The organism is Streptomyces exfoliatus, from assembly GCF_000725545.1.
Taxonomy (GTDB): domain Bacteria; phylum Actinomycetota; class Actinomycetes; order Streptomycetales; family Streptomycetaceae; genus Streptomyces; species Streptomyces exfoliatus.
This window is the reverse complement of record NZ_JNZP01000026.1, coordinates 15,688-31,838: the sequence shown is the minus strand read 5'-3', so window position 1 is coordinate 31,838 and position 16,151 is coordinate 15,688. Positions and strand designations below refer to the sequence as shown.

The window sequence follows — 16,151 nt, the reverse complement described above, 5'->3', positions numbered from 1 at the left end:
GTCGCCGAGGTCAGGCGCGGCCCCGCAGGGCGGCCGCGTAGGCGTCGTCGGGGTCGAGGCGGCGCAGTTCCTCCGCGATCAGCTCGGCGGTGCTGCGCACCTTCAGGGCGAGTACCCGGCCGGGCTGGCCGGGGATCTCCAGCCTGGCGACCGGGCCCTCGGGCCGGTCGATGCGGATCTCGCCGTCCGCCGTGCCCATGCGGACGGCCGTGACGACGGGGCCGTCGGTGACGATCCGGTCGACGGGGACCCCGAGCCGGACCTCGATCCAGCGGGCGAGGAGTTCGGCGCTGGGGTTCTCCGCCTCGCTCTCGACGGCGGCCGAGGTCACGGCCAGCGGTGCCTGGTCGAGCGCGGCGGCCAGCATCGAGCGCCAGGGGGTGAGCCGGGTCCAGGCGAGGTCCGTGTCACCGGGGGCGTAGGAGGCGGCCCGGGTCTCCAGGGCGGCGAGGGGGTCCTCGACCGCGTACATGTCGGTGATGCGGCGCTGCGCCAGCGAGCCCAGCGGGTCCTTGGAGGGCACCTCAGGGGCGTCCACGGGCCACCAGACGACGACGGGGGCGTCGGGCAGCAGCAGCGGCAGGACCACGGAGTCGGCGCGGGCGCCGAGTTCGCCGTGGAGCCGGAGCAGGACCGTCTCGCCCGAGCCCGCGTCGGTGCCGAGCCGGACCTCGGCGTCGAGCCGGGTCTCGTGGCGTTCGCGGGGTGAGCGGGCGTGGCGCTTGATGACGACGAGGGTGCGGGAGGGGTGTTCCCGTGAGGCGTCGTTGGCGGCCCTGACCGCGTCGTAGGCGTTCTCCTCGTCCGTGACGACGACGAGGGTGAGCACGGCGCCGACGGCGGGTGTGCCGACGGCCCTGCGGCCCTTAAGGATCGCTTTGTTGATCTTGCTGGAGTCGGTGTCCGTCAGATCGATCTTCATGCGCGGCGGCCGTCCCTTCCTCTGCGGCGAGCCTAACCCTCCCCGGCGGTCGACGCGTTACGCGGGTTCCGGCTCCGGTGCCGCGTCCGCGGCCGCGGCCTGCTCCTCCGCGCGGCGGCCGACCACGGCCGCGGCGGCGAGCGCGGTGCCGACGAAGGCGGTCGCCACCACCCAGGGGCGGTCGACGACATGTCCGGTGGCGTGGTCGAGGGAGTACCGTCCGGCGCCCGCGACGCCGATCGCGGCTGCGACGAAGCCGAGGAACGCCGGGTACTCGTAGCCGCCGCTCTGGGCGAAGAAGCCGGCCGGCGCGTGGACGGCGACGGCGCCGGCCATGGCCCCCGCGGCCGCGGCGCCGGCTGCGGGGGTGGCGAGGCCGAGGGCCAGCAGGACTCCGCCGCCCGCCTCGCCGAGACCGGCCGCGACGGCGCTCTCCCGGCCGGGCCGGAAGCCCATGGCCTCCATGGCCTTGGTGGTGCCCTCGATGCCACCGCCGCCGAACCAGCCGAAGAGCTTCTGGCTGCCGTGGGCGGCGAGCACGGCGCCGGTGCCGACCCGCAGCACGAGGAGCCCGAGATCGCGTCGGTTGAGGTGACCCATGTGTTTCTCCAGTGCAGAGGGCGGACGAGCGGGACGAACGGGGGGCACGTACGCCGTCCACTGTCGTCGCCCTGTCCCGGACGCGCCCCTCGGAGCACCAAGTGGATACGCCGTACGAGTCACCTTTTGCGACGTTTGTCCACCATTGCTTTAGTGGGAGGGCCGTAGCCGCCGGGGGCTTCACGCGCCACGCCCCCGAGCGGCCCGAGGGAAGTGGGTACGCATGACCGCTGCCGAGTCCACCGCGACCGCAGCCCTGCGGGAGAAGGTCCGGGCGCTGATGCCCCGGGCGAAGGAGGACCTGACCGCACTCGTGGCGATGCGCTCCGTCGCGGATCCGCGCCAGTTCCCGCCCGAGGAGTGCGCGAGGGCGGCCGACTTCCTCGTACGGGCCTTCACCGAGGCGGGGCTCCGCGACATGCGGCGGGTGACGACCCCCGACGGTTCGGACGCCGTCGTGGGGCACGCACCGGGACCCGAGGGCGCGCCCACCGTGCTCCTGTACTGCCACTACGACGTGCAGCCGCCGCTGGACGACGCCGCCTGGGAGACGCCGCCCTTCGAGCTCACGGAGCGCGACGGGCGCTGGTTCGGACGCGGCGCCGCCGACTGCAAGGGCAACGTCGCCATGCACCTCACGGCGCTGCGGGCGCTCGGCGGCGCGGAGGGCCGGGGCTTCCCCGTGAACATCAAGTTCGTGGCGGAGGGTTCGGAGGAGCAGGGGACCGGAGGCTTGGAGCAACTCGTACCGCTGCAGCCCGAACTCTTCGCCGCGGACGCCCTGTTGATCTGTGACACGGGCAACTTCGCCCGTGGCCTTCCCACCGCCACCACCTCGCTGCGCGGTCTCGTGACCGTCGTCGTGACCGTCTCCACCCTCAAGGGCGCGATGCACTCCGGCATGTTCGGCGGCCCCGCGCCCGACGCCCTGGCCGCACTGGTCCGGATCCTCGACAGCCTCCGTGACGAACACGGCGGCACCACGATCAAGGGACTGGCCACCGGCGGCGTCTGGGACGGAGTGGACTACCCGGCCGAACAGTTCCGTGCCGATGCGGGCGTCCTCGACGGCGTGTCCCTCGTCGGTACGGGCACGGTCGCCGACGAGCTGTGGGCCAGGCCCGCCGTCACCGTCCTCGGCATCGACTGCCCGCCGGTGGTGGGCTCCTCGGCCGCGGTACAGGCGCGGGTGAGCGCCCGGGTCAGCCTGCGGATCCCGCCGGGCGTCGACGCCGAGGAGGCCCGGCGTGCCCTCGCCGACCATCTGGCCTCGGCCGCCCCGTGGGGCGCCCGGGTGGAGGTGGAGCCGGAGAGCGCGGGCCTGCCCTTCCGGGCGCGCACCGACGGCCCCGCCTACCGGGCGCTCGCATCGGCGCTCCGGGAGGCGTACGGGAAGGACATGGTCCGCTCGGGGCAGGGCGGTTCGATCCCGCTGTGCAACGTGCTCGCCGAACGGTTCCCCGCCGCGGAGATCGCCCTGATCGGCGTCGAGGAGCCCGGCTGTCTCATCCACGCGCCCAACGAGAGCGTCGACCCCTCCGAGATCGAGCACATGGCGCTCGCCGAGGCGCTCTTCCTCAGCCGCTTCGCTCACCCCGGCTGACCCCTCAGGCCACTCCCTCCCTCGCCCTCTCCCGGAACGAAAGGACGTCGACCGTCCATGACTCAGACTCATGACCGCCCGCGTCGGCAGGACGTGCCGCCCGGCCCGCTGGGCGTACTCGCGGGCGCCGCCTGGCAGGCGCTGCTCGTCGCGGGGATCGCGTCGCTGGTGCTCGGTGTGCTCGTCCTCGTCTGGCCGGGCGCCTCCCTGGTCGTCGCCGGTGTGCTCTTCGGTCTCTACCTGCTGTTCAGCGGCGTGATGCAGCTGATCGCCGCCTTCGGCACGCACGCGAGCACCGCCCTGCGGGTCATGGCCTTCATCAGCGGCGCCTTCTCGATCCTGCTCGGTCTGCTCTGCTTCCGGGGCGCGATGCAGTCGGTCCTGCTGCTGGCCCTCTGGATCGGCGTCGGCTGGCTGTTCCGCGGCATCACCCAGACCATCGCGGCGGCCTCCGACCCCGCGGTTCCGGCGCGCGGCTGGCAGGTCTTCCTCGGCATCGTCAACGCCCTCGCCGGCGTGGTGCTCATCGTGTCCCCGCTGGAGTCCGCCGCGGTACTCGCCCTCCTCGGCGGGATCTGGCTCGTGGCCGTCGGCGCGGTCGAGATCGTCACGGCCTTCCGGGTGCGTTCGCGCGCGAAGGACTTGCCGCCAGGGGCCTGACGGACCGGCTCAACAGCGCCCGCCGCCCGCCCGATTCCCGGGCGGGCGGCGGGCGCTGTTGACGCGTGCGCTACATTTTGCCGGTCCTTGACCACCGATCCCCCGTGATCGTGACCTTTGCGGAGCCCGCACACCATGAGCGACATCGTCAACGGCCTCGGCCGGGCCGGCGCCTACGGCGCCCTGGGCGTGGTCCTGCTGATCCTCGGCATCGTGCTCGTGGACCTGCTGACCCCCGGGAAGCTCGGGCGCCAGATCTGGGAGGACCGCAACCGCAACGCCGCGACCCTGCTCAGCTCGGCCCTCCTCGGCATCGGCGGCATCGTCTTCACCTCGATCTGGACGACGTACGACAACTTCGGCAAGGGCCTCGTGTCCACGGCCGCCTTCGGACTCCTCGGCCTGGTGATGATGGCCGTCGCGTTCCTGGTCGTGGACCTGGTCACGCCGGGGAAGCTGGGCGCCACCCTGGTCGACCCCGAACCGCACCCGGCGGTCTGGGTGACCGCCTCCTGCAACCTGGCGGTCTCCGCGATCGTCTCCGCGTCGATCGCCTGACCGCGGCCGGCCCTCGTACGAACTCCGCCTGACGGCGAGGAGCTCCGGGGGTCAGCCCCCCACGGGTTCCACCTCGAGGAAGCGGCGGCCGCGCGGTCCACGGTAGAGCAGCGCCTCCCAGCCGAGGCGCGCCAGGGCCGGGACGCACGCGCCGAGGGCCGCCGTCTCCTCCTGAGCGGCGCCCGAGCCGGGCGGACCCAGCCACTCGACCACGGCGACTCCCGGCCGGTCCCCCGCCCGGACCCGGTAGCCGGTTCCGGTCCGCGCCCCGGAGCCGTCCACGGACGAGGGCGTGAACCCGGCGGCCTCCAGGGCGAGGGCCACCGCGCGGACCGGCTGCCGTCGCTCCCAGTCGGCGGGCGCGGCTCTGGGGTCGCCGCCCTGGCCCCGGGTCAGCCGCCTGATCTGGAGCAGCCCGTCGAGGGCGGCCCTGATCTCCCGGGACCGCTGCTCGGCCTCGGCGGGCGGCACCGGCTGGCCGTCGCCGGTCGCCGCCTCGAAGCCACCGGCCGGGGCGCCGCTCACAGCAGGCGCCGGATGTCGCCGCGGACCCGGTAGAAGCCGCCCGCCGCGGCGTGCAGGGCATCGACCACGTACCGCGCGCCGGGCTCCCGGATCGCGCGCGGGAACTGCACGTTCCACGCGGAGTCGTAGCCCTGGGAGACGACTCGCACCCGGGTCCTGCCCGACTCGTTCACACACTCCACGACGATCGAACCGGCCGGAGCGACGTCGACCGTGCTCACGGCGGTCACGGTCGTCGCCGGCTCGTAGACCGGCAGGGCCGCGGCGAGCTTGATGTCCCGGGCGACCGGCACCGTGCCCCCCTGGGCCGCCTGGATCGCCGCCTCGCTCGCGTCCACGCACACCAGGGAACCGTCCGTGGTCACCAGGTAGAGGCGCTCGTCGCGGTACTGCATGGAGAGCGCGGAGCCCCCGCCCGTGCCGAGCTTCCACAGCCGGGTGCCGTCCTCCGCGAAGCAGTAGACGGAGGAGGCCGAGTCGGCGGCGAAGACGAACCGGCCGCCGGGCGAGGTGGCGCAGGAGTACACCGGGCTGTCGCAGGCGTACACCGCCTCGACGCGTCCGTCCTTCTTCGCCAGCCGCTGGACCTTCTTGCGCGCCGTGCCCGCGTAGACCGCGGTGTCCTCCTGCCAGCCGAAGAGGACCCCGCCCTCGGTGGCCGTGTGCCACAGCTCGCCGCCGCCGTCCGGCGCGTGGGCCGCGACGCCCGACGTGTCCCCGTAGTAGACGGCGTCGCCGTCGGCGCGGACCATCCAGGCGTGCTCGCCCTGTCCGCCGCGCGCCCACTGGTGCTCGTCCTCGTGGTCGATGACGGTGAGCCGGCCCGAACGGTCGGCGACGTGCAGGACGCCCTCGTGGATGTCGAGCCAGAAGATGTCGACGTCGGTGGCGATGTCGTACGCGGCGAAGGGCAGCTTGGACGACAGGTCGTACACCTTGCCGTCGTCACAGCCCGCGTAGATCCAGAAGTCGTCGGCGACCAGGCACTTGACGCCGTCCGGCAGGCTGAACCGGGCCTGCACCTCGCCGGAGCGGTCGAGCGTGAACACGTCCCCCGCCTGGTTCCCGACCCAGCAGCGCTCCTCGTCGACGTGGATGCCGAAGGCCGCGGAGCCGGTCCTGAAGCGCCAGAGCACGGGGGCGACGGCGCGCGCGGTGGACGGCGCGGAGGTGACCTCACGACGTGTCACGGAGCGCGCCGCCCGCTGGCCGCGCACGGCCGGCGCGTATCCCTTGCGGACCTTCTCGCCCAGCTTCTTCGCCGCGGCGGCCTGCGCCTTCGCCTGCGTCGGGAACGTGGAGCGCTGCGTCTGGCCCGCCGTGCCGATCCGGCCGTAACGGACCGACACCGCGAGGTCGTCCACGGTCACTTCGTAGAACTTGTGGGCACCGCCGCCGTCCTGCGACAGCTCCAGATAGGTCGTCGTCATGAGGAAGACGTTAGGGGCACCCACTGACAACGGCCTTCCGTGAAGGCCTGGCCAAGGGACTGAGTCCCGGACAGCCGGGACTCACGTCGGCCGCGCGGCGAACCGACCGCCCGTCAGGCGTCGACCGGGTCCGGCGACGCCGAACGGTTCTCGCCCGCCGCCGCGCGGTTCTCCTTGATCGTGATCCGGCCCTTGCGGATCGTGGCGAGGCGGGGCGCCCGGCGGGCGATCGCGCTGTCGTGGGTGACCATGACGAAGGTCAGACCGTGCTCCTGCCAGAGCCCTTCGAGCAGCTCGACGATCTCGTCGCGCATCGACTCGTCGAGGTTTCCGGTGGGTTCGTCGGCGAGGAGCACCTTCGGTCGCTTCACCAGCGCGCGGGCGATGGCGACCCGCTGCTGCTGGCCGCCGGAGAGTTCGGACGGCAGATGTCCGCGGCGTTCGCCGAGCCCGACCGATTCGAGCGCCTCGGCAGCGCGATCGCGGCGCTCGGCGGGTCGGCCGCCGAGCGGCACGAGCGCGGTCTCCACGTTCTCCTGCGCGGTGAGCGTGGGGATGAGGTTGAAGCTCTGGAAGACGAAGCCGATGTTCTGGCCGCGCACGGCGGTCAGTCTGCGCTCGGAGAGCGCGGCCAGGTCGATGCCGTCGAGCAGGACCTTCCCGGACGTGGGGCGGTCGAGGCCGCCGAGCATCTGGAGGAGGGTCGACTTCCCGCCGCCCGTGGGGCCCTGGATGACCAACCGGTCCCCCTGAGCGAGGGTGAGGTCGACCCCGGCGAGCGCGTCGACCCGCTGCTGCCCCCGCCGGTACTGCTTGGTGACGCCGATGAGTTCGTACATGCTGCGACTCCTGTGGAACGTGGGTGGGTTCGGGCGGCTACTCGACGCGGCGCAGGGCGTCGGCGGGACGCAGACGCGAGGCGCGCCACGCGCCGAAGGCGCCGGCGACGAGGCCGCCGCCGAGGGCGAGGAGGACGGCGAGACCCACGGTGGTGACGCTGACCGGGGCGGAGAGGGCGATGTCGACGGTCTTCCCGGCGGCCGTGCCCGCAGGGCCTCCGCCGAAGATCATGCCGCCGCGTCCGCCTCCGAACGCGCCTCCGGAGGAGCCGAGTTCGGCCGTGAGGGTCGGACTGGCGGCGGTCACCGCGTACGCCCCGGCCAGGCCGACCGCGATGCCGAGGGCGCCGCCGATGACGCCGTTGACGAGGGCCTCGCCGACCACCTGGCGGGTGACCCGACCGCTCGTCCAGCCGAGCGCCTTGAGCGTGCCGAACTCGCGGACCCTGCGGGTGACGGCCGAGGAGGTGAGGAGTCCGGCGACGAGGACGGCGGCGAGCAGCACGGCGTACGAGAGCCACTTGCCGACGTCGGAGGCGAGGTCGGACGCGGTGTCGAGGGAGCCGGAGACCGTCTGGGCGAGGTCGGCGGACGTGGTGACGGTGGTGCCGGTGACGTTCTTCTGGATGGCGGTCTTGACCGCGTCGATGCGCGTCGAGTCGGTCGCCTTCACATAGATCGTGGTGATCTCGGCCGCGGAGGCGGAGAGCGTCTGCGCCTGCTTCAGCGGCAGGTACACCTGGGCGGCGGCCTGTCCGCGGTCGGCGGTCGCGATGCCGATGACCTCGAATTTCACGCCCTTGACGGTCAGTTCGTCGCCGAGGGCCAGTCCCTGCTTCTGGGCGTAGGCGCTGTCGACGACGGCGACCTTCGCGTCGGTCTCCGTCGTCTTGAAGGTACGGCCCTGGGAGACCGTGGAGGTGGTGAGGGGGCCGAGGTCGGGCGCGGTGACGTCGGTGCCGTAGAGCGTGAAGGAGTCGACGTCGAAGGCCGCGCCGCCGCCGGTGACGGTGTCGCCGGGCCCTGAGCCGCCTCCGCTGCCGCCGTTCCCGGTGCCGCCGTTCCCGGTGCCCGGCTGGGCCGGCTGGGGCTGGGCGCGCTGGATCTTGCCCCGCGCGAACTCACCGTTGATCTTCAGGTTGACGAGGCTGAGGCCGCCCACCGCCCGGTCGACGCCGGGCTGTCGGCCGACCGTGGCGACGGTGGAGTCCGCGAGGGTCTGGAAGCCCTGGACCATCAGCCGGTCGCTGCTCTGTTCCTCGCCCTCCTCCTTGCCCTTGAACTCGAACCGGGGCCGCTGCGGCGCCGCGCCGTCCTCGGGCCGTTCCTGGGCCTTGGTCACCGTCAGGTCCGTCCCGAGTCCGTAGAGGGACTCGAGGACCTTGCCCTGGGCCTGGTTCATGCCGGAGGAGACGGAGTTGACGACGATGACCAGCGCGATCCCGAGCGCGAGCCCGGAGGCGACGACGAGCGCCGCCTTTCGGCGGCGGCGCAGTTCGCGCCGGAGGTAGGTGAAGAACATGGGCGTGAAGCTAGGGGCCGTGCGTGATGACGGGATAAGGCCCGCGTGAGAGCGGGATGAGAGCGGTGGGAGTCCTGGCCGAAACCCGGCAGAGCGGGACGGGAGCGGTGGCCGGCCCGGCCGCGGGAACGGTCGCCGCCCTGGCCCCGGGGAGCCCCCTGATGGCAGAGTCGGCGTCATGTCCGACAACGACGGCGGGATCTCACGGATGGGTCCGGTGACGGCGCTTCTCGACGCCACCGGGGTGTTCTTCAAGTCGGCTCGCGACGCCTTCCCCGGGGCGGGCGCGGCGGACTGGGCGGAGGCCGCCGCACTCGACCCCGACGCGTTCGGCCCCGGCGACGCCTGGCGGCTCGACTTCCGCTGCTTCGCCGTCGCCGACCCCGGCGGTACGGGCGGCTGGACCCTCATCGACGCGGGCGTCGGACCCGCCGAGGGACCCGGGGCGCCCTGGTGCCCCGTGCCCGGCCGGCTGCCCGAACTGCTCACGGCGGCCGGGATCGACCGGTCCGACGTCCACACCGTGGTCCTGACGCATCTGCACGAGGACCACACCGGCTGGGCCGCCGACGCCGCCGGGCGGCCCTTCTTCCCCGATGCCCGGTACGTCGTCCAGCGCGCGGAGACCGCCGCCCTCGACCGGCGGGACCCCGTGTGGGACTGGGTGGTGGAGCCGCTCCGTACCGCGGGACAGCTGCACGAGGTCGACGGCCGGCACCGGCTGCGCCCCGGCCTCACGCTCCTGCCGACCCCCGGGCACACCCCCGGCCATCAGTCCGTCCTGGTCGAACGGCCGGACGGCCGGGACGTCCTCGTCACCGGCGACCTCCTCGTGCACGCCGTCCAGCTCGCCGCTCCGGGCGTGGCCTACTCCCACGAACGCGACCGGGACGCGGCCCGCGCCTCCCGCGAGGAGCTGCTCGCCCGAGCCGTCGACAGCGGGGCGCTGCTCGCGACGGCGCATCTCACCCGGCCGTTCGTCGAACCTCCGGGGGCTTCCGCGCGACGGAGGTGACGCCGCCGGCGCCTCGTCAGCTCCCCGACGCGGCGTACGCCAGCGGGTCGGCCAGGACGTCGTGGAGGACGAGCGCCGCCGCGCCCCGGGACGCGTCGGTGGCGGCGGACGCCGCCCGCAGGCGGCCCGCGTCCGGGGTCCAGAGACCGGAGACCACCCGGGCGGACAGCTCCTCCGCGAGGGCGGGTGCCAGCCACGGCATCAACCGCGGGTAGATGCCGCCGAGGACGACCGCCTCGGGATCGAGCAGGTTCACGGCTCCCGACAGGGCGCGCCCGAGCATCCGGCCCGCCTCGGCGAGCGCGGCGAGGGCGAGCGGGTCACCCGTCCCGGCGCGGCGCGCGAGGTCCGGGACCCCGGTCGCCTCCGCCGACCGCAGAAGGGCGGCCTGTCCGGCGTACTGCTCAAGACAGCCTCGGGAGCCGCAGCGGCAGCGGCGGCCCTCCGCGTCGACGACGAGGTGGCCGATCTCGCCGGCGAATCCGTGGGCGCCGCGCAGGAGTTCGCCATGGACGACGATCGCGCCGCCGACGCCGATCTCCCCCGTCAGGTGCAGAAACGTGCGGAGGTCGCCGTGGGTGCCGAACCACAGCTCGGCGAGGGCCGCCATGTTGGCCTCGTTGTCGGAGGTCAGGGCGAGGCCCGCGGTGCCGGGCCGCAGCGCCGTGAGGGCCTCGCCGAAGAGGCGCTCCGCGTCGGCCTCGTGCCAGCCGAGGTTGGGGGCCTGCCGGACGGTTCCGCCGGAGACCAGACCGGGCAGGGCGAGCCCGGCCGCCGCCGGGGCGAGCCGGTGCGCGGCGGCCTCCTCCAGGGCTTCGGCGGTGATACGGGCGGCCCTGGCCAGGACCTCGGGGGCGCCGGCCGCGCGGTTGTCGAGGCGTTCGGTGCGGCGGACGCGGTCGGTGCCGGTCAGGTCGACGACGCAGACCGTCACGTAGTCGACGTTGATCTCGACGCCGATCCCGGCCGGTCCGGTGTCCGCGGGTTTCAGGACGGTGCCCGGCCGTCCCGCCTGCCCGCTGAACGTCTTGCCCGACTCGACGAGGAAGCCGAGGTCGAGGAGCTGCTCGACGAGGGAGGAGACGGCGGGCCGGGTGAGGCCGACGCGGGCGGCGACGGCGGCCCGCGTGGTCTCCCCCGCGTCGTGGACGGTCCGCAGGACGAGGCTCAGGTTGTGCCGGCGCACTCCCGACTTGTCGGCCTTGGGTTCCGTGGGCTGGTTCATGGTGGGCCAGAGCCTAGTCGTCCCTTTCGCTCATCCGAAAAAACTGTCGAGCGGGCGACGTGCGCGTGTGGCCCGGGGCCGTCCTCGTCCGACACGGCCGGGTCGCCGACGCGGCCGGGTCGCCGTCGCGGTCAGACCGCCGACACGGTCGAAGCAACGGCCCGTGGCGGCGGCCGGCCTCCGTCGGCTTGGACTTTCGTCCCGGTCCGTGGATCCTTGCGCGATCCCGTGGCGGGCCCCCGGCCGGCTCGCGATCATGACGGGTGTGAACATCGACATCGCGCTTCCTCTCGCGCTGCGCTGGGTGACCGCCCCGGCGGAGTGGTCCCTCTCCGACGGCGTCCTGACCGTCACCGCCGCCCCGCACACGGACATCTTCACGGCCCCCGTCGGCGGGGCCCGGCGACGCGACGCCGCCGTGGCCCTGACCACTCCGCCGGACGGCGACTGGCAGTTCTCGGCCCGACTCCGCGTCGGCTTCCGGTCCGCCTGGGACGCGGGCGCCCTCATCGTCTGGGCAGACGACGACCACTGGGCCAAGCTCAACTTCGAGCAGGCACCCGACGGGGCCCCGAGCGTCTACTCGGTCGTGACCCGCGGACGGTCCGACGACGCGCTCGCGGGCCCCGTCGCGGCGGACGCGCTGTGGCTGCGCGTCAGCCGGATCGAGGGGGCGTTCGCCTTCCACGTGTCGGAGGACGGCGCGACCTGGCGGCTTGTGCGGCAGTTCGCCCTGGACTGCGCCGACGCCCCACGGGTCGGCATCGAGGTGCAGTCGCCCGTCGGCGAGGGGTGCCGGGTCGACTTCGACACCCTCCGCCTGGCGCCCACGCGGCTGGCCGACCTCTTCGACGGCGGCTGAGCGTCCTCACGACGGTGCCGGACCGCCCAGCAGGGTCGGCGTGGCGGCCGAGAGGACTCCCGCGATCCGGTCCCAGGCCGCCTCGTCACGGGTGACCGGAGACAGGACGTCGCCCTTCCCCGTGCCCCAGGCGGTGGCCAGGGCCACCGGGTCGGCCCCCGTCACCGCACCGGCCGCGAGCGCCGCGGCGCCGAGCGCGACGAGTTCGGTGGCGGCGGGCACGACCAGGGGCCTGCCGGAGAGCCTGCGGACGGTCTCGGTCCAGGCCCGGCCCTTCGCGCCGCCCCCGATGAGCCGCAGCGGCCGGTCCCGTACGGCGGGATCGGCCGGGTCGAGGCCGCAGGCGGCGAGCAGCCGGTCGAGGGCGTGCAGCACGGTGAAGGCCGCGCCCTCGTAGGCGGCGCCGAGCAGCGCCCGGGGGTCGGTGCCGTGCCGGAGGCCGGTGACGAGCCCCGCGGCGTGCGGGAGGTCGGGGGTGCGTTCGCCGTCGAGGTACGGCAGGACGACCACCTCGCCCCCCGGCATGACGTCCTCACGGTCGAGGCCGAGGAGGGTGGCGAACCGGTCGACGGCGAGGGTGCAGTTGAGGGTGCAGCCGAGCGGGAGGTGGGTGCCGTCGGTCGCGGCGAAGCCCGCGAGTCCCGGGTCGGCGGGGCGGGCGAGGGTCGCGGCGAAGACGGTGCCGGAGGTGCCGAGGCTGACGACCGGGTGGTCGAGGAGTCCCGCGCCGCCCAGGCCGAGGCCGACGGCGGCGGCCATGTTGTCGCCGGTTCCGGCGGCGACGGCGACGGTACGGGGCAGCCCGAGGGCCTCGGCGGCGGCCTCCGTGAGGGTGCCGACGCGGGTGGCGCCGCTCGGGGCGACCGTGGGCAGCAGGGCCTTGTCCAGGCCGACGAGGTCCAGGACGTCGGGGTCGTAGGCGCCGGTGGCGGTGCCGTACCAGCAGGTTCCCGAGGCGTCGCCGGGGTCGGTCACGGCCTGACCGGTGAGGCGCTCGGTGAGGAAGTCGTGCGGGAGGCGGACCCCTGTGGCGGCCGTGGTCCGCTCCGGTTCGTTCTCCCGCAGCCACTGCCATTTGGCGGCGGTCATGGAGGCTACGGGGACGGATCCGGTGCGGGCCGTCCAGGAGGCGGGGCCGCCGAGGCGGGCGGCGAGGGCGGCCGCCTGGGGCGCGGAGCGGGTGTCGTTCCAGAGCAGCGCGGGGCGCAGGGGGCGGCCGTCGGCGCCGAGGGTGACGAGGCCGTGCTGCTGTCCGGCGACCGCGATGCCGGTGACGGAGGCGTACGGGACGCCGGCGTCCCGTACGGCGGCGCGGACCGCCGTGACGAGGGCGGTCCACCACTCCTCGGGGTCGGACTCACGGGCCCCGCCGGCTCCGGTGACGGTGTGCGGGGCGCGGCCGGTGCCGAGGAGTTCGCCGGTGTCCGCGTCGACGGCGGCGGCCTTGGTGGACTGCGTGGAGCTGTCCACGCCGATCACGATCGAGCGGCTGGTGGGCACGCCCTCACCTCATTCCTGTGCGGGGTCGTCGGCTGGTTCACATGGGGTCGATTCGCGACCGGGACTGGCGCCCGGGGGCGTCCGTCCCGTATTAGTTATCTCAGAAAACAAATCCGGCTGCCAGTACCGCTGCCCGTACGGCTGCCCGTACCAGGGAGACACCATGACGGACCGCTTGTCGCCTACCCCCGAGGACCGCTTCACCTTCGGCCTGTGGACCGTCGGGTGGCAGGGCCGCGACCCCTTCGGCGAGGCCACCCGCCCCGCCCTCGACCCCGTCGAGTCGGTCGAGCGCCTCGCCGGGCTCGGCGCGTACGGCGTCACGTTCCACGACGACGACCTCATCCCCTTCGGCGCCCCGGAGTCCGAGCGCGACGCGATCGTCAAGCGCTTCCGCGCGGCCCTCGACCGCACCGGTCTCGCGGTGCCGATGGCCACTACGAACCTCTTCAGCCACCCCGTCTTCAAGGACGGCGCCTTCACCGCCAACGACCGGGACGTCCGCCGGTTCGCCCTGCGCAAGACGCTCCGCAACATCGACCTGGCCGTCGAGCTCGGCGCCACGGTGTACGTGGCCTGGGGCGGCCGCGAGGGCGCCGAGTCCGGGGCCGCCAAGGACGTACAGGTGGCGCTCGACCGGATGAAGGAGGCGTTCGACCTGCTCGGCCAGTACGTCACCGAGCAGGGCTACGACCTGCGCTTCGCGATCGAGCCCAAGCCGAACGAGCCGCGCGGCGACATCCTGCTGCCCACCATCGGCCACGCCCTGGCGTTCATCGAGCGCCTGGAGCGCCCCGAACTCGTCGGCGTGAACCCGGAGACGGGCCACGAGCAGATGGCGGGCCTCAACTTCCCGCACGGCATCGCGCAGGCCCTGTGGGCGGGCAAGCTCTTCCACATCGACCTGAACGGCCAGTCCGGCATCAAGTACGACCAGGACTTCCGCTTCGGGGCGGGCGATCTGCGCCAGGCGTTCTGGCTGGTGGACCTCCTCGAGACGGCCGGGTACGCGGGGCCGCGCCACTTCGACTTCAAGCCGGTGCGTACGGACGGCTTCGACGGCGTGTGGGAGTCCGCGAAGAACTGCATGCGCAACTACCTGATCCTCAAGGAGCGCGCCGCCGCCTTCCGCGCCGATCCGGACGTCGTCGCGGCCCTCGCCGCCTCCCGGCTGCCCGAACTCGCCGTCCCCACGGCCGCCGACGGCCTCGCGGGTCTGCTCGCCGACCCCACGGCGTACGAGACCTTCGACCCGGACGCGGCGGCCGCGCGCTCGATGGCCTTCGAGCACCTGGACCAGCTGGCCCTGGAACACCTGCTCGGCGTGCGCTGACCCCGCGTACGGAGGGCCCGTACGCGGGCTGCGCGCACGGAGGTCAGTGCCCGGCGAGCGTCGAGCGGCGGACGACCAGTTCCGGCTGGAGCACGACGTGCTCGTGCCGGTGGTCGGCCGCCTGCTCGCCGGTCTCCTCCAGGAGCAGTTCGGCGGCCTTCGCCCCGAGCGTCAGCGCCGGCTGCCGTACGGAGGTCAGGGGTACGGTCGCCGCCGCCGCGAACTCGATGTCGTCGTAGCCGACGATGGCCATGTCCTCCGGGACCCGCACTCCCGCCGCGTAGAGCGCCTGGAGAACGCCGAGGGCCAGCAGGTCGTTCGCGCAGAAGACGGCGGTCGGGCGGTCGGGAAGGCCGAGCAGCCGGGACCCGGCGTCACGCCCGGAGGCGACGTCGAGGCGGTCCGCCGGGAGTTCGCGGAGCGCCGACGCGGGCAGCCCCGCCTCGGCGAGCGCGAGCAGGGCACCCTCGCGCCGGTCGCGGACCTGCTGGAGGTGCGAGGGTCCGCTGACGTACGCGAAGGACCGGTGCCCCGTCGCGGTGAGGTGCCGGATCGCCAGGGATCCTCCGACGACGTCGTCGACGGAGACCGAGCAGCCGGCGTCGTCGCCCGCCACCCGGTCGACGAGCACCGAGGGGATGCCGTGCCGGCGGAACTCCCGCAGGTTGGCGCCGCTGGGGTCGGCGGGAGTGAGCAGGACACCCCGGACGCGCTGCTCGGCGAAGAGACCGAGGTAGTCGGCCTCGTCCCGGACGCTCTGGTCGCTGTTGCAGACCATGACGCCCAGGCCGGCCGCCTTGGCGGTGCGCTCGGCGCCCCGGGCGATGTCGACGAAGAACGGGTTGCCCATGTCGAGGACGAGCAGCGCCATGATCCGGCTGCGGCCCGCCCGCAGCTGACGGGCGGATTCGCTGCGCACGTAGCCGAGGCGGGAGATGACCCCCCGTACGTGCTGCAGCGTCGCGGGCGAGACCCGGTCGGGCTGGTTGATCACGTTGGAGACGGTGCCGACGGAGACTCCCGCCTCCCGTGCCACGTCCTTGATGCCGACGTTCCCCACGGGCCCGCCGCTCCCGCCGTTCCCGACCGTCCGCGCGGTGTCCGTCATCCGTCCCACCTGGTCCGTCCTGCCCCTGTCACCACCCTGTCCGGGTGGGGTCCCCGCCCCTCGTTTCATCCTAAGCGGCCCCACGCGTCCGCCCGCCTCACCTCACGCGAGGTGGAAGACCTCGGTCAGCGGGCGCATGGCCGCGTCGGGCGCCCGCCCGTCGAGCTCCTCGAAGAACTCCGCCATCTCGGCCTGCCAGCGGGCGTTGACCTCTGCGGCCTCCATCGCGGCGCGCGCACGGTCGAAGTCCGGCGTCTCCAGATAGCCGACGAGGAGCCCGTCCTCGCGGAGGAACAGGGAGTAGTTGTGCCAGCCGGCGGCGGAGAGCGCCGCGAGCATGTCGGCCCAGACGTGCTCGTGACGCGCGCGGTACTCGTCCACGCGCCCGGCCCGGACCTTCAGCAGGAAACAGACCCGCTGCATGTTCGCCATGGCGCCCCTCAGTGAAA

General features: G+C 73.9%; 16 protein-coding genes. 6 read left to right on the top strand and 10 right to left on the bottom strand.

The annotated features are described in order from the left end of the window. Positions 1–10: 10 nt before the first annotated feature. On the bottom strand, positions 11–922 hold the full coding sequence (opcA, locus tag IO20_RS0127195; protein WP_030552755.1) for a glucose-6-phosphate dehydrogenase assembly protein OpcA: 912 nt from the start codon (positions 920–922) through the stop codon (positions 11–13). 57 nt (positions 923–979) lie between these two features. Further along, positions 980–1,522, bottom strand: coding sequence for a DoxX family membrane protein (locus IO20_RS0127190; protein WP_030552757.1), 543 nt, complete (start codon positions 1,520–1,522; stop codon positions 980–982). Positions 1,523–1,745: 223 nt separating this feature from the next. Between IO20_RS0127190 and IO20_RS0127185 the strand changes: the two genes are divergently transcribed. From IO20_RS0127185 to IO20_RS0127175, 3 genes are all read left to right on the top strand, one after another. Then, positions 1,746–3,125: a dipeptidase gene (locus tag IO20_RS0127185; RefSeq protein ID WP_030552759.1), complete on the top strand. Its 1,380-nt coding sequence runs from the start codon at positions 1,746–1,748 to the stop codon at positions 3,123–3,125. A 57-nt stretch (positions 3,126–3,182) separates the two neighbouring features. Beyond that, complete coding sequence (locus tag IO20_RS0127180) at positions 3,183–3,785, top strand: HdeD family acid-resistance protein (RefSeq protein ID WP_030552761.1); 603 nt, start codon at positions 3,183–3,185, stop codon at positions 3,783–3,785. A gap of 135 nt (positions 3,786–3,920) precedes the next feature. Further along, a complete protein-coding gene (locus IO20_RS0127175; RefSeq protein ID WP_030212520.1) occupies positions 3,921–4,343 on the top strand; it encodes a DUF350 domain-containing protein in 423 nt (140 codons plus the stop codon). A gap of 51 nt (positions 4,344–4,394) precedes the next feature. On the opposite strand, the gene IO20_RS0127170 is transcribed toward IO20_RS0127175, so the two are convergent. From IO20_RS0127170 to IO20_RS0127155, 4 genes are all read right to left on the bottom strand, one after another. After that, positions 4,395–4,868 carry a hypothetical protein gene (locus IO20_RS0127170; protein ID WP_030552763.1) on the bottom strand — a complete coding sequence of 158 codons (474 nt, stop codon included), beginning with the start codon at positions 4,866–4,868 and terminating at the stop codon, positions 4,395–4,397. Further along, positions 4,865–6,298: a WGR domain-containing protein gene (locus IO20_RS0127165; protein WP_030552765.1), complete on the bottom strand. Its 1,434-nt coding sequence runs from the start codon at positions 6,296–6,298 to the stop codon at positions 4,865–4,867. The genes IO20_RS0127170 and IO20_RS0127165 overlap by 4 nt, the downstream gene beginning before the upstream one ends. Before the next feature lie 113 nt (positions 6,299–6,411). Further along, complete coding sequence (locus tag IO20_RS0127160) at positions 6,412–7,137, bottom strand: ABC transporter ATP-binding protein (protein ID WP_030552766.1); 726 nt, start codon at positions 7,135–7,137, stop codon at positions 6,412–6,414. Positions 7,138–7,174: 37 nt separating this feature from the next. Further along, the gene (locus IO20_RS0127155; protein ID WP_030552768.1) at positions 7,175–8,659 is read right to left on the bottom strand and encodes an ABC transporter permease; all 1,485 of its coding nucleotides are present in this window, start codon (positions 8,657–8,659) and stop codon (positions 7,175–7,177) included. A gap of 178 nt (positions 8,660–8,837) precedes the next feature. On the opposite strand from IO20_RS0127155, the gene IO20_RS0127150 reads away from it, so the two are divergent. After that, complete coding sequence (locus IO20_RS0127150; RefSeq protein WP_051874601.1) at positions 8,838–9,674, top strand: MBL fold metallo-hydrolase; 837 nt, start codon at positions 8,838–8,840, stop codon at positions 9,672–9,674. Positions 9,675–9,690: 16 nt separating this feature from the next. Here IO20_RS0127150 and IO20_RS0127145 read toward each other — a convergent pair whose 3' ends face one another. Beyond that, positions 9,691–10,899 carry an ROK family transcriptional regulator gene (locus IO20_RS0127145; protein ID WP_030552772.1) on the bottom strand — a complete coding sequence of 403 codons (1,209 nt, stop codon included), beginning with the start codon at positions 10,897–10,899 and terminating at the stop codon, positions 9,691–9,693. A gap of 265 nt (positions 10,900–11,164) precedes the next feature. On the opposite strand from IO20_RS0127145, the gene IO20_RS0127140 reads away from it, so the two are divergent. Continuing rightward, positions 11,165–11,761, top strand: coding sequence for a DUF1349 domain-containing protein (locus tag IO20_RS0127140; RefSeq protein WP_245685061.1), 597 nt, complete (start codon positions 11,165–11,167; stop codon positions 11,759–11,761). A 6-nt stretch (positions 11,762–11,767) separates the two neighbouring features. On the opposite strand, the gene xylB is transcribed toward IO20_RS0127140, so the two are convergent. Continuing rightward, on the bottom strand, positions 11,768–13,261 hold the full coding sequence (xylB, locus tag IO20_RS0127135; protein WP_030552776.1) for a xylulokinase: 1,494 nt from the start codon (positions 13,259–13,261) through the stop codon (positions 11,768–11,770). A 163-nt stretch (positions 13,262–13,424) separates the two neighbouring features. Here xylB and xylA point away from each other — a divergent pair, with 163 nt between their 5' ends. Continuing rightward, positions 13,425–14,594 carry a xylose isomerase gene (gene xylA, locus IO20_RS0127130; RefSeq protein WP_030552778.1) on the top strand — a complete coding sequence of 390 codons (1,170 nt, stop codon included), beginning with the start codon at positions 13,425–13,427 and terminating at the stop codon, positions 14,592–14,594. Between the two features lie 43 nt (positions 14,595–14,637). On the opposite strand, the gene IO20_RS0127125 is transcribed toward xylA, so the two are convergent. Both IO20_RS0127125 and IO20_RS0127120 read right to left on the bottom strand, forming a co-directional pair. After that, positions 14,638–15,702, bottom strand: coding sequence for a LacI family DNA-binding transcriptional regulator (locus tag IO20_RS0127125; RefSeq protein WP_051874602.1), 1,065 nt, complete (start codon positions 15,700–15,702; stop codon positions 14,638–14,640). Positions 15,703–15,804: 102 nt separating this feature from the next. After that, positions 15,805–16,125: an L-rhamnose mutarotase gene (locus tag IO20_RS0127120; RefSeq protein WP_030552782.1), complete on the bottom strand. Its 321-nt coding sequence runs from the start codon at positions 16,123–16,125 to the stop codon at positions 15,805–15,807. Between the last annotated feature and the right edge of the window lie 26 nt (positions 16,126–16,151).